The sequence below is a fragment of the Bradyrhizobium archetypum genome (genome assembly GCF_013114835.1).
GTDB lineage: Bacteria > Pseudomonadota > Alphaproteobacteria > Rhizobiales > Xanthobacteraceae > Bradyrhizobium > Bradyrhizobium archetypum.
This window is the reverse complement of the sequence record NZ_JAAVLW010000005.1, coordinates 763,982-777,512: the sequence shown is the minus strand read 5'-3', so window position 1 is coordinate 777,512 and position 13,531 is coordinate 763,982. Positions and strand designations below refer to the sequence as shown.

Sequence of the window (13,531 nt, the reverse complement as noted above, 5' to 3'; positions counted from 1 at the left end):
CGAAGGACTTACTTCCGTTTGGACGCTCGTTGTATCGAAAAATGATCGACGTCGGATGTCTTGACCAGGACGGTGCTGGGCTCGTCGACCGGCGAGGAGAGATATTTGGCGCGAGCGATCTCCTCGATGCTCGACCTGTTCTTGAGGAACGCTTGCAGCCGACCTTCTTGCCCGAGACCGTCGGCACCGAAATGGTCGTCCAGCGCCTCGCGGCTGACCGCGCAGTTGACCGCGCCGCCGAGTGCCTGGCCCTGGAAGGTCACGACGTCGCGGCTGAAGTCATAGCGAGCAGGCGGATTGTCGAAGGAAAGATCGATGCCTGCAATGACCGAGCGAGGCGCGCCAATGGTTTTGAGCACCACATCACGAACGGAGCCAGCAAGCAAAGCCAGCCCTTCGAGCATCAATTGGCGCCATTTGGAACCGCGGCCATGGCCCTCGTCCCAAGCAGACTTCAGCTCCTGGGGCCGCTTTTCGGCGAGAACCGCGAGCAAGGCCTCTGCCTGCTGCAGGTCCTTGTCGCGTTTTGCAAACCCCTCCGGACGCCGGCGAGAGATGATGAGCTTGTGGACGGCATAACGCGCCGGAGCGGGTACATGCACGTAGACGCCGGCGCCATGCAGGATGACCGCGGGCTCAGGATCGCGGATCAGGAAATCCAAAAAACGAAGCGGCTGGGCGTCCGTGTTCAGGGCAGGTAGCTTTTGGGGACGGCCCGTCTCGTTGCCTTCGTGGGGCGTGAGAAAGTCGACGCGCAAGCCGCCTTTGGCGGCGTAGCTCGTCACGCGCCGGCCATCAGATACGTGAGGGACGGCACGAAATGATTTGTCGACTTCCTTCAGCACGTCCAGAACGGGCGGCGTGGAATCCTGGACCGCCACCGAGACATTCTTGAACTGGGCAATGTCGACGTCGCCGGTCTGGAGCGAGCCGGCGGACAGGCGAACGCCAAGCATGGCAGCATATGTTTGGTAGGCGATCGTTCCGACGAGCACGCCGCGAAGGCGAAACACGCCAGCCTTGGCAAGTGCTGCGATGACGTCGCCGATCTCGGGAATGGGACGGGGAAAACTGAACGAGCGGACCAGGGTGGACACAAGCGCCCGGCGCTCGCGTTCGTCCTCGCGAATTTCCTTGTGATGGGCGATGCGCTCCAGGAGTTCCGGCGTTTCCGGCCCGACATAGCGCTGAGACCGCTCGGCGCCGGTACCGGTCTGGAAGTACCAATATTTGCGGCCATTGATGCTCTTGGCCGTGAACGAGCCGGCGGCCGCGAACGCATCCTGAAAGGCGGCGTTGGCGGTGCGCTCAAGGAGCTCGGCATAGGTCGTCTGGGCGACGAGGGTGGGGGCAGGCATGGTCGTTTCCCGAGTTTATACTCAGCTTGCGGATTGAGTATAATTGGCGTCGAACCGGGCGTCCAGCGGGTTTATACTCACTTCGCGACGTGAGTATAACAGGAATTAACCGTGATTTCGTGCCGAATCGGCGCGCCTGGCCCATCAATTGCGTTGTTTGGCTGGTTCCGCCCCTGACCTTGGCAACCTGCGTTCGGCGCGCCGCTGTCCGCGAAGGATCATCCAAATTGAGCTGGTCACTCACCCTTTGTTGAGGCGTTGGGTCATCTCGGCCGAGATTTGACGCAGATCCTTCTCACCTCTCGCACGCCTCATCGACATTGCTCTCGCTTCCCGGACGCGATTTTTATTTCGATTGAACGCTAAGCGCATTCGCCCCTTTCATCGCGCCGCTCACGTGGGGTGAGTGGGTGGGGCGAGCCGGATGTTTCCAGCAAAAATCTATGTCGGTCAGATTGCCGTCGTCCTCGGCATCGTTGTCGCGTCGACCTGGGGCGCGACGCAATGGACCGCCGCGGCTCTCGGCTACCAGCAGCAGCTGGGTGAGCCCTGGTTCTTGATCGTCAGCTATCCGGTCTATCTGCCCTGGCGGCTGTTCGAATGGTGGTTTGCCTACGAGGCCTATGCGCCCGAGATCTTCGAGGAGGGAGGAGCCATCGCCGCAGTCGGCGGCATTGCAGGGGCGATGTTTGCGATCGTCAATTCGGTGTGGCGCGCCCGCCAAAGCCAACTGGTGACGACTTACGGTTCGGCTCGATGGGCTACGCGGAACGAAATCAAGACCGCTGGCCTGTTCGCGTCGAAGGGCGTGTTCCTGGGGCGGCTCGAGAACAACTATCTGCGCCATGATGGACCGGAACACGTCATGTGCTTTGCTCCGACCCGGTCGGGAAAGGGCGTGGGACTGGTGCTGCCCACATTGCTGTCCTGGACCTCGTCTGCGGTGGTCCACGACATCAAGGGCGAAAACTGGGAATTGACCTCCGGTTGGCGTTCGACGTTCTCGCATTGCCTCCTGTTCAATCCGACCGATCCAAGAAGCGCTCGCTACAATCCGCTGCTTGAGGTGCGCAAAGGGGCGGCCGAAGTCCGCGACGTCCAGAACATTGCCGACATCCTGGTCGATCCCGAAGGGGCGCTCGAACGCCGAACCCATTGGGAAAAGACCAGTCATTCGCTTCTGGTCGGTGTCATTCTTCACGTCCTTTATGCGGAAGAGAAAAAGACGCTCACCCGGGTCACCGAGATCCTGGCCGACCCTGCGCAGTCCTTTGAGAAGACGCTCAGGATCATGCTGGCCACCAATCATCTTGGCACCGAGGCCGAGCCGAAGGTACACCCGGTCGTCGCCGCGACTGCGCGAGAGCTGCTCAACAAGTCCGAAAACGAACGCTCTGGCGTCCTGTCGACCGCCGTGAGCTTTCTCGGCCTCTATCGCGACCCCATCGTCAGCCGAAACACCGAGAGCTGCGACTGGCGCATCGCCGATCTCGTGAGTGCCGACAAGCCGGTCACGCTCTATCTCGTCGTTCCGCCATCGGACATCAGCCGGACCAAGCCGCTGATCAGGTTGATCCTCAACCAGATCGGCCGCCGGCTGACTGAGACGCTGAACACCAAGGCAGGCGACCGCAGGCATCGCCAGCTCCTGATGATGCTGGATGAGTTTCCTGCTCTCGGCCGGCTCGACTTCTTCGAAAGCGCGCTCGCCTTCATGGCCGGCTATGGCATCCGCGCCTACCTGATCGCGCAGTCGCTCAACCAGATCGCCAAGGCGTACGGCGAGAACAACGCGATCCTGGACAATTGCCACGTCCGCATTGCTTTTGCCGCCAATGACGAGCGCACGGCCAAGCGGATCTCGGACGCGCTGGGCACCGCGACGGAACTACGCGCACAGCGCAACTATGCCGGTCACCGGCTGGCTCCCTGGCTTGGCCATGTCATGGTCAGCCGTCAGGAGACCGCGCGTCCGTTGCTGACGCCAGGCGAAGTGATGCAGCTGCCTCCCGACCAAGCCATCGTGCTGGTTTCGGGGCTGGCACCGGTCCGGGCGATCAAGCTGCGGCACTATGAAGACGCAAACTTCGTCAGTCGTCTGCGCAAGCCGCCAACTTTGGTGGGCGACGAATATGCTGATCGGCCGGTGGCTCGCACTGACGATTGGCGCGGCGAAGTGCGCACCACCGACCTTCGCCTTGCGACCCTGCCTTATCGCGAACTCATGCAGACCGGCGGCGAGGAGGGTGGTCTCAAGCAGAAACTGGCGTTGTTCGACGAGGCCTCACCGGCTGTGAACGAGCCTCGCGCCTTCGAGGAGCGATTGCTCGACGACGAGGCCGACATCGCCGCCGACCGCAGCCAGATGCAGCAGGCAGCAAGCGCGTCAAGCAACGTGCGCCGAGCCCATGCGGTCACCCGCGACGACGACGATCTTCTTCCCTCGTTCTGAAGAGCATCCCCGATGAAACCCAAACTATCGGCCTATGTCTCCGACAGCGTGGCAGAGCGGCTTGAGCTCGCAGCCAAGCGCCCCGGGGCCAACAAATCGGCCATTGTCGATGCCGCGCTTGATCGCTTTCTCAACCCCGAGCGGGACACGAGCGGCGATGCGGCGCTGATCCGAAGGTTGGACCGGATGAGCCGGCAACTGGAACGCGCCGACCGCGACGTGAGCGTCCTGGCGGAGACCATCGCGCTGTTCATCCGCTACTACCTGACCATCACCCCGCCGCTGCCCTCGCAAGATCAGGACGCCGCGCGTGCGCTGGGCCGGGAGCGGTTCGAGATGTTTGTCGCCCAGGTCGGCAAACGCGTCGCCTCCGGTGGCCGGCTAGTCGCCGACGTCATGGACCGCGTCAGCGCCTCGAAACCGGATCTCTTCATGCGGAACCTAGAGGAGGGCGCCCCTCTGGGCGCTGCCCAAACTGCCGATACAGGATCCCGCGCGCCGAACGCGACGGGTGAGCCGCCGGAGCGTTCTCCGGCAGGGCGAGAGGAGGTCGGCAATGTCTGATCTCCTCTCGCCAGAGACTCGCGAACGACGCCGCGGCATGCTGCGGACCGCGATGGGACCCGCGATCGCGCTTGCTCTGGAAGAGCCTGATGTCGTCGAGGTCATGGTCAATCCCGATGGGAGGCTTTGGCTTGATCGGCACGGGACAGGCCGCGCTGACACCGGCGTCGTTCTGACGCCGCAGGAGTCGGAGCGGATCATCCGGCTTGTTGCGAGCCACGTGCGGGCGGAAGCGAGCGGTTCGTCTCCCATCATCTCGGCGGAGCTCCCTGAGACTGGTGAGCGCTTTGAAGGCGTCTTGCCACCCGTCTCGCTCGCGCCATGCTTTGCGATCCGCAAACCCGCAACGACCACGTTCCGACTGTCCGACTACGTCAAGGCGCAGATCGCCTCGCCATTGATGGCAAAGGTGCTGACATCGGCGGTCACCGAAGCGCGCAGCATCCTGATCGCCGGGGGCACCGGCTCGGGCAAAACGACGCTCGCCAATGCGCTTCTTGCGGAGATCGCCGGCCTCGAAGAGCGGGTGGTCATCATCGAAGACACCCGCGAGCTGCGCTGTGATGCCAAGGACGCCGTGACGCTCCGCACCAAGCCGGGTGTGGCAAGCCTTGCCGATCTGGTGCGCTCCACGCTGCGTTTGCGGCCCGACCGCATCATCGTCGGCGAGGTCAGAGGCGCCGAAGCCCTCGACATGCTGAAGGCCTGGAATACGGGCCATCCCGGCGGAATTGCCACCGTCCACGCCAACTCGGCACGAGCTGCGCTGTATCGGATTGAGCAACTCATTCAGGAGGCGGTCGCAACCGTGCCACGCCGGCTCATTGCCGAGGCGATCGACCTGATCGTCTTCATCAAGGGACGGGGACCCGCGCGGCGCATTGAGGCCGTCGCCGAGCTCAAAGGCCTCGATCCGTCGGGCGACTACCTGCTCGAGACCCCGCCCGGACTTCCGAACACCGCCCATCGCCCCTGACCTTAAGGAGACTGCAACATGTCTATTCGACTGCGTCTAAACGTGCGTTCGCGCCTTCGCGGCTTCTGTTCGGTCGGCGGTTTGCCTCTGGTCGAGCTCGGCGTGGCCTCGACTTGCATGCTCCTCAGTGTCACGGCGGCACACGCCGCTGGTTCGGGCATGCCATGGGAAGCCCCGCTCGAGCGCGTCCTGGAATCCGTCCAAGGGCCCGTCGCCAAGATCGTCGCCGTCATCATCATCACGGTGACCGGCATATCGCTTGCCTTCGGCGACACCTCCGGAGGATTCCGCAAGATGATCCAGGTCGTGTTCGGTCTCTCGATCGCCTTCGCCGCAAGCTCCTTCTTCCTTTCGTTCTTCTCGTTCGGCGGCGGAGCACTGATCTGATGCGTCCCGATGGTTTTGAACTTGTTCTCCACCGCTCGTTGACTGAGCCCATCCTGATCGGCGGTGCCCCGCGTGCCGCCGCCATCCTGATCGGGACTCTGTCAGCCGTGCTGGCGCTCGGCCTGCGGCTTTGGCTGGCGGGCCTCGTCCTCTGGGTCATCGGCCACAGCGCGGCCGTTTGGCTCGCAAAACGCGATCCGGCCTTCGTCGAGGTCGCCATCCGTCACACCAAGCACAAAGGGCGGCTCGCATGCTGAACTTGAGAGAATTCCGCGGCAATGCTTATCGGCTGGCTGATTGGCTGCCATGGGCATGCCTGGTCGCTCCAGGCGTCATCCTGAACAAGGATGGCAGCTTTCAGCGGACGATACGCTACCGCGGGCCGGACCTCGACAGTGCAACCGAGGCCGAGCTGATGAGCGTGGCGTCGCGCGTCAATAACGTTCTGAAGCGTTTCGGCTCAGGCTGGGCTCTCTTCTTTGATGCCACGCGCATCCCAGCCTCCGAATACCCGCGGTCGGAGTTTCCGGATCCGGTGTCCTGGCTGATCGATGAGGAACGACGCGCCGGTTTCGAAGGCCCCGCCGGCGTTGCATGGGAGGACCCGTCACGTCCCGGCGGGCAGCATTTTGAAAGTGTGCTGCATCTGACCCTGATGTACTTGCCGCCGGCCGAGAGGATCTCGCGCCTTGAGAGTCTGTTTCTTGAGCGTCCGAAAGAGAAAGATCGCGCGGCCAGAAGAGATCGGTGGATTCGTCGGGATCGATCGGCTGCCGATGCCGATCGACGCGAGAGCGCAACGCTGCTCGACATTCCCGATGCCGATATCGATGGCCAAAGGCCTGAGAGAAGCGAGCAGGGCTACCGGGATCACCTCCAACGGTTCATCCAGGAAACCGACCGGACGATCGATCTGCTCTCGTCGGTCTTGCCCGAGATCTGGCCCCTCAACGATGCGGAGACGCTCACCTATCTTCATAGCTGCGTCTCGACCAAGCGCCATCCGGTCCGCGTTCCCAAGACTCCAGCCTATCTCGATTGTTTCCTGAGTGATGAGCCGCTAACTGGCGGATTGTCCCCGGCCATCGGGCGGAGCCATCTGCGTGCGCTCACCGTCCTCGGGTTTCCGCACGTTACCTTTCCGGGCCTGCTCGACGAACTGAACCGGCTTGGCGTTGCCTACCGCTGGGCAACCCGGTTCATTCCGCTTGATCGCACGCAGGCAAACGCGACGCTGTCACGTTACCGGCGGCAGTGGTTTGCTAAGCGGAAGTCGCTCGGTGCGATCCTGAAGGAGGTCATGTTCAACGAGCAGGCGGCGCTGCTCGACACCGACGCCAGCAACAAGGCTCTCGACGCCGACGCGGCGCTCTCGGAGCTCGGCGACGATCTGGTTGCCTTCGGCTACATCACGACGACGGTTACCGTAAGCGACGAGGATTCGCATCAAGCGGAGGAGAAGATCCGCGCGGTCGAACGGGTGATCAATAGCCGCGGGTTCACGGCCATCCGCGAGAGCGTCAATGCGGTTGAGGCCTGGCTCGGCGGGCTGCCGGGGCAAGCTTATGCCAACATCCGCCAGCCCATCATTCATACGTTGAACCTCGCCCACATGTGCCCATTGTCGGCGGTTTGGGCCGGACCCGAACGGTGCGAGCATCTCGATGGACCGCCACTTCTGATCGCCAAGACCAAGGGCGCGACCCCGTTCCGGTTGTCGCTCCACGCCGGCGACGTCGGACATACCATCATTGTTGGTCCTACCGGGGCGGGCAAGTCAGTCCTGCTTTCGATGCTCGCCCTTCAATTCCGGCGCTATCCCAACGCCCAATTGATCACGTTTGACAAGGGTCGGTCGGCACGGGCTACCACGCTCGCGTTATCAGGAGCCTGGTATGAACTGGGCGCCAAGGGCGGCATTGCATTCCAGCCGCTCAAGGATGTCGCGGAGGAGGGAGCGAGGCTTTGGGCTCTCGACTGGCTTTGCGGCGTGCTCGCCCATGAGCGCGTGACCGTAACGCCCGAAGTCAAGGAGGCGCTGTGGGCGGCGCTGAGGAGCCTCGGTTCGGCGCCCGTCCCGCAGCGAACAATGACCGGGCTCGTCGCGCTGCTTGCCCGCGACGCGCTACGGCAGGCCCTACAGCCTTACACGCTCGAAGGACCCTACGGTCGGTTCCTGGATGCTGACGCCGACCGTCTTTCCGGTGCGGACGTGCTGACCTTCGAGATGGAAGAGCTAATGGCGTTGCCCGGCCTGGTGGCGCCGGTTCTGACCTATCTCTTCCACACCCTGGAGGACCGCTTTGACGGCCGGCCCACCTTGCTGGTGCTGGATGAAGCCTGGGTGTTTCTGGACGATCCGCTGTTCTCGAGCCGCATTCGTGAATGGCTGAAGACGCTGCGCAAGAAGAACGTCTCGGTCATTTTTGCGACCCAGTCGCTTTCCGATATCGCGGACAGCCAGATTGCGCCTGCGATCATCGAATCCTGTCCAAGCAGGATTTTTCTGCCGAATCCACGTGCGCTGGAGCCGACCCAGACCGAGACCTATCGCCGGTTCGGCTTGAACGACACGCAAGTTCGGTTGATCGCGGAGGCGTTTCCCAAGCGCGACTACTATCTGCAGTCCCGCGCCGGCAACCGCCTGTTCGAGTTAGGCCTCGGACCGGTGGCGCTCGCGATCGTCGCGGCATCCTCGCCTGAGGATCAGCGTGCCATCGACGCGGTTCTGTCCCGCTCGGGGCCCCATCATTTTGCCAAGCGCTATCTCGCCGAACGAGACCTGCACTGGGCCGCGAACCTGATCAGCACCTTCGAACAGGCCCAGAAAGCCTGACCCCAATCCTAACATCTGAGGAGCTATCCATGCTGAAGATCTTTGGCACGCCCGTCGCATGCCAGACGCTAAAAGCGAGCGCAATTGTAGCGCTGTCCCTCGTCATTGCGCTGAACGGGTCCCACCGGCTGGGGGCGCAAGTTGTCGTCTTCGATCCATCGAACTACAGCCAGAATCTCCTGACGGCTGCTCGTACGCTTGAGCAGATCAACAATCAGGTCAGAAGCCTTCAAAACCAGGCGCAGTCGTTGCTCAATCAGGCCAAGAACCTCACGAGCTTGCCCACAAGCGTCATCGGCCAGCTCTCCTCGACGATCAATCAGATGAATGGCCTGATCAGTCAGGCAAAGAACATCTCGTTCGACGTTCAGAAGACGCAGCAGGATTTTGGGCGGTTTTACCCTCGCGAATACGCAGCGGCCGTCTCGTCGGACAAGATGGTGCAGGACGCGACAGCGCGTTGGGACAATAGCTACGATGGACTGAAGCAGTCGCTCACCGTTCAATCCGCCATTGTAAGTGGCTTGGATCAGGACGGCCAGACGCTTCGAACACTGATGGCGAATTCGTCCTCTGCGGTCGGCTCGCTACAAGCCCAACAGTCTGGCAACGAATTGCTTGCGCTGCAGATCAAGCAATCGTTGCAGACCCAGGCGCTCATGGCAACCCAAGCGCGCGCGGACACGTTGCGCGCCGCTGAACAGCAGGCGTCGTCAGCCGCCGCAAAGGAGCGATTTACCCGCTTCATCGGTGATGGCCATGCCTACACCAGCGGCAAGTAGGTGAGGGCGCCATGGCTGATCTCTCCGTCATTGACCGCTTTACCGAGACCTTCTCGCGCTACATCGAATCTGGATTTGGTCTTCTGTCCGGCGATGTCTCATTCTTGAGTTCAACTTTGATCGGCATCGACCTGACGCTTGCCGGACTTGCCTGGAGCATGCGCGCGGACGACCACATCCTGGTCACGCTTGCGAAGAAGGTGCTTTATGTCGGCGCCTTCGCATTCATTATCGGCAACTTCAAAAGTCTCGCCGATATCGTCTTCGCGTCGTTCTCCAGCATCGGTCTGAAGGCATCCGGCGGTAGCTTAAGCGCGGCCGACCTGGCGCGGCCGGGCTTTGTCGCCTCTGCCGGGTTTACGGCTGCTCATCCTCTCCTGGAGGAGACCGGCCAGTTCTCGGGCTTTGATGTCCTGACCAACCTGCCGACGATCCTAATCCTGCTGTTTTGCTGGATCCTAATCGTGCTCGCGTTCTTCATCCTCTCGGTGCAGCTCTTTGTCACCCTGATCGAATTCAAACTGACGACGCTTGCAAGCTTCATTCTCGTGCCGTTCGCGTTATGGGGAAAGACCGCGTTCCTCGCGGAAAAGACGCTCGGCAACGTGGTCGCCTCAGGCGTGAAGGTGATGGTTCTTGCGATCATCATCGGTATCGGCTCGACCATCTTCGGCCAGCTCGCGAGCACGCTGACGCGGCCGGTCGACATCGTGTCGGCCATGAGCTTGTTGCTTGCGGCCCTTTCGCTGTTTGGGCTTGGCATCTTTGGCCCGGGAATCGCGGCGGGATTGGTCTCTGGCGCGCCTCAGCTTGGCGCAGGCGCAGCAGCAGGAACGGTGGCGGGTGCGGCGGCCATCGCGATCGGCGGCGGAGCGGCGGCCGCGGGCGGTCTTCGCATTGCGGCAGGCGGTTCAATGATGGCGGTTCGCTCCGCGGCATCGCTTACGGGAGCATCTTCGGCTGCGGGCACGTCTGCCCGAGCCGCAACCGTGGATCAGCTTTCAAGGGGGAGCGCTGGCAGCGCAACGAACGGGGCGGCTGCGTTAGGCGCTGGGCGTGCGGCGGCGCCGTCAGGACGCGGACATGCAAGGGAAGCGGCACAAGTCGCTGCTCACACCCTGAAGGAGGGTGACAAGGGCGGGCATTCGTCGGGTCCGAAGCTGGGGGAGGAGTAGGATATGGCAAGTCATCCCTTTCAGCGCGTGTCCGTTCGGTATGGCGAGACGCCAGAGCCGGTCACGCCCTACCAGAAGGCAGCCCAGGTCTGGGACGAGCGGCTAGGCTCTGCCCGTGTTCAGGCGAGCAACTGGCGTCTGGCAGCGCTGGCAGCCATCGGCCTGTCCAGTGTTCTTGGATTGGCGATCGTTACGCAGATCGCTCGCTCGGGTGTCGTTCCCTATGTGGTCGAGGTCGATCGGCTCGGCGAAGTCCGAGCAGTCGGGCCGGCACTCGAAGCCTATCAGCCGTCAGACGCGCAGATCGCGCATTTTCTTGCGCGGCTCATCGAGAATGTTCGTTCGTTGTCGATCGACCCGATCATTGTCCGGGCGAACTGGCTGCGCGCCTACGACTTCGTTACCGACCGCGGCGCGCAGGCGCTGAACGACTACGCGCGGGAAGCCGACCCGTTCACAAAAATTGGGTCCAAGACGGTGACGACCGAAGTCATCTCGGTGGTGCGTGCGTCCGGCGACAGCTTCGAGATCCGCTGGAAGGAGAACACTTACGAGAACGGCGCGATCGCAAAGACTGAGCGTTTCACCGGTCTTGTCACCACCGTTCTCAAGCCGCCCGCGGATGCCGAAACGCTGCGGACGAATCCTCTCGGCCTCTACGTCCATTCCCTCAACTGGTCGCGCGACCTCATTGGAGACGCCAAATGAATTCCAAAGCCCTCACCAAGCTCGCGTCGACCAGTGTCCTCACCTTATCGCTTGGGCTTGCCGGATGCGCCACCAAGCTCAATCTCGAAGCGCCTTATGATGAGATGACCTTTGAGAAGGCACTTCCGGACGCCGACCCGCCAGCGCCGGTGCAAGTCGTCGAAACGCCCAAGGTCCTGCCGTTGCCTGGCCAGCTGAAGCCGCTTCCGACGAAAGGTGCCAAGGAAGAAAAGCTGCCGCCGGAGCAGGCGATCGCGAAGGCAAACAAGGCGGCGCGGATGGAGCCGACACGCGCGGGCTATATCAACGCCATCCAAGTCTACCCCTGGACGGAAGGCGCTCTTTACCGGCTCTATGCAAGTCCAGAGAAGGTTTCGACCATCGCGCTGCAACCGGGCGAGGAACTGATCGACGTCTCGACCGGCGATACAGTTCGCTGGGTGGTCGGTGATACTTCGAGCGGGCAGGGCAGCGCCCGGCGGGTGCACATCCTGGTCAAGCCAACGCTTCCGGATATCCAGACCAATCTCGTGGTCCTGACGGATCGGCGTGCCTATCACCTCGAGCTCGTCTCGACCAAACAGACGTATATGGCGTCAATCTCTTGGACCTATCCCACAGATACGCTTGTCGCCCTCCACAAGCAGAACGTCGTCGCCCAGGAAATCGAGGAGCGGATCGCCGATCGCGGCGTGCGGCTCGACAGCCTGAACTTCCGCTATCGGATTGAGGGAGACGATCCGCCGTGGCGTCCGCTGCGCGCCTTCGATGACGGCCGCAAGGTCTACATCCAGATGCCGTCCGGCCTATCGCAAGGGGAGGCGCCGCCTCTGTTCGTTGCCGGCGCTGATGGCCGGCCGAACCTCGTCAACTACCGGGTCCGCGGTTCCTACTACATCGTCGATCGGATGTTCGGTGCCGCCGAGCTTCGCCTTGGCGAAAATCCTCAGCGCGTTGTTCGGATCATTCGGATCGACGCGCGGCCCGTGTCACAGGCCTTCAGCACCGGGAGCGCCTCATGACGAGCCTGGATCAGGATCCGGAGCCGCTGGAACTACGGGCGCGGCCGCGGCCCGTTCGGCGCCTGAATAGGCGCGCCCTCATGATTGGCTGCGCCGTCGCGGCGCTGTTCATTGGCGGGGCGATACTCATTGCGCTCCGACCGCACTCCTTCAAGCAGTCGGAGCGGACCGAGCTTTACAATACCGACCGCAAGCAGACCGCCGAGGGCTTGAGCAAGCTGCCAAAGTCCTACGAGGACCTGCCTCCATCGACCCCGAGACTTGGACCACCATCCCCGGGGGACATCGGCCGGGCTTTTGCCGAAAATGAGAAGAAGGCCGGCGTGGCATCGGACACGGGCTTCCGCACCAACCCAGAGGAAGATGCCGAGCGAGCCGAGCGAATCCGCCAGACACGGGTCGCTCAACAGGCAAAGGAGTCGGGCTTGTTCGTGCGCCTGTCCGAAAAACAGGAGAAGCGCAAGCAGACAAGCACTACCGAGGCAACGGCTGCTGCACCATCGGCATTCCGGCCTCCAACGTCCGATACAGGACCATCTGCCGCGGAGCTCGCAAAGACTGCGCAGGCAATGATCGACCGCTCCAGCGAGATCATTCCCTCGTCGCAGGCGCGAAAGCTGGCCTTCGTGGGAGCGAAAGCCGACACGGAGACCACCAATCCCCATGCGCTCAAACCGGCACCATCCACCTATACCGTGATGGCGGGGTCGATTATTCCGGCGAGCCTCGTCACTGGGCTGAATTCGGACTTGCCTGGCACCACCATCGGCCAGGTCACCGAGAACGTCTACGACACGGTAACCGGCGAGCATCTCTTGATCCCGCAGGGGACAAGGATCGTGGGCAAGTACGATAGTGTCGTCGCCTTTGGCCAGAAGCGGGCGCTGGTCATCTGGAGCCGGCTCATCCTGCCCAACGGCAATTCGATCGTGATCGAGAACCTTCCGGCGACTGATGTTGCAGGCTATGCCGGGCTCGAGGACCAGGTGGATTTCCATACTTGGCAATTGCTTAAAGGCGTGGCCCTGGCGACCCTGATCGGGGTCGGGACCCAGCTGTCGATCGGCAACGACGAGAGCGATCTCGTGAAAGCGCTGCGGGAAAGCACGCAGCAGACGACCAATCGCGCCGGCCAGCGCCTGGTCGAGCGCGAGCTCGACGTGCAACCGACAATCACGGTGCGGCCCGGATGGCCGCTGCGGGTGATTGTTTCGAAGGATTTGGTGCTGAAGCCCTATCGGGACGTTCAAACATCGGCAAAGGCGAGATAG

Annotated in this window: 12 protein-coding genes; 11 read left to right on the top strand and 1 reads right to left on the bottom strand. The window is 62.4% G+C overall.

The genetic code is table 11. The features are described 5' to 3' along the window. Positions 1-8 precede the first annotated feature (8 nt). A complete protein-coding gene (locus tag HCN50_RS20135) occupies positions 9-1,358 on the bottom strand; it encodes a GSU2403 family nucleotidyltransferase fold protein (RefSeq protein WP_171711389.1) in 1,350 nt (449 codons plus the stop codon). A 424-nt stretch (positions 1,359-1,782) separates the two neighbouring features. Between HCN50_RS20135 and HCN50_RS20130 the strand changes: the two genes are divergently transcribed. From HCN50_RS20130 to HCN50_RS33695, 11 genes are all read left to right on the top strand, one after another. Beyond that, positions 1,783-3,810, top strand: a complete 2,028-nt coding sequence (locus HCN50_RS20130) for a conjugal transfer protein TraG (protein WP_171711388.1) — start codon at positions 1,783-1,785, stop codon at positions 3,808-3,810. 12 nt (positions 3,811-3,822) lie between these two features. Beyond that, positions 3,823-4,374, top strand: a complete 552-nt coding sequence (locus tag HCN50_RS20125; protein WP_171711387.1) for a CopG family transcriptional regulator — start codon at positions 3,823-3,825, stop codon at positions 4,372-4,374. Then, positions 4,367-5,350 carry a P-type conjugative transfer ATPase TrbB gene (gene trbB, locus HCN50_RS20120; protein ID WP_171711386.1) on the top strand — a complete coding sequence of 328 codons (984 nt, stop codon included), beginning with the start codon at positions 4,367-4,369 and terminating at the stop codon, positions 5,348-5,350. Before HCN50_RS20125 ends, trbB begins: the two co-directional genes overlap by 8 nt. A gap of 117 nt (positions 5,351-5,467) precedes the next feature. After that, entirely contained in the window at positions 5,468-5,737 is a 270-nt protein-coding gene (locus HCN50_RS20115; protein WP_235977108.1) for a TrbC/VirB2 family type IV secretion system protein, read from the top strand. After that, entirely contained in the window at positions 5,737-5,994 is a 258-nt protein-coding gene (locus HCN50_RS20110) for a VirB3 family type IV secretion system protein (protein ID WP_171711385.1), read from the top strand. Before HCN50_RS20115 ends, HCN50_RS20110 begins: the two co-directional genes overlap by 1 nt. Beyond that, a complete protein-coding gene (trbE, locus tag HCN50_RS20105) occupies positions 5,988-8,573 on the top strand; it encodes a conjugal transfer protein TrbE (protein WP_171711384.1) in 2,586 nt (861 codons plus the stop codon). Before HCN50_RS20110 ends, trbE begins: the two co-directional genes overlap by 7 nt. A 29-nt stretch (positions 8,574-8,602) precedes the next feature. Next, complete coding sequence (gene trbJ, locus HCN50_RS20100; RefSeq protein WP_171711383.1) at positions 8,603-9,355, top strand: P-type conjugative transfer protein TrbJ; 753 nt, start codon at positions 8,603-8,605, stop codon at positions 9,353-9,355. A gap of 11 nt (positions 9,356-9,366) precedes the next feature. Then, entirely contained in the window at positions 9,367-10,530 is a 1,164-nt protein-coding gene (gene trbL, locus HCN50_RS20095; protein WP_171711382.1) for a P-type conjugative transfer protein TrbL, read from the top strand. A gap of 3 nt (positions 10,531-10,533) precedes the next feature. After that, positions 10,534-11,238, top strand: coding sequence for a conjugal transfer protein TrbF (gene trbF / locus HCN50_RS20090; RefSeq protein ID WP_171711381.1), 705 nt, complete (start codon positions 10,534-10,536; stop codon positions 11,236-11,238). Next, a complete protein-coding gene (gene trbG / locus HCN50_RS20085; RefSeq protein ID WP_171711380.1) occupies positions 11,235-12,260 on the top strand; it encodes a P-type conjugative transfer protein TrbG in 1,026 nt (341 codons plus the stop codon). The genes trbF and trbG overlap by 4 nt, the downstream gene beginning before the upstream one ends. Before the next feature lie 80 nt (positions 12,261-12,340). After that, positions 12,341-13,531, top strand: a complete 1,191-nt coding sequence (locus HCN50_RS33695) for a TraB/TrbI/VirB10 family type IV secretion system protein (RefSeq protein WP_235977062.1) — start codon at positions 12,341-12,343, stop codon at positions 13,529-13,531.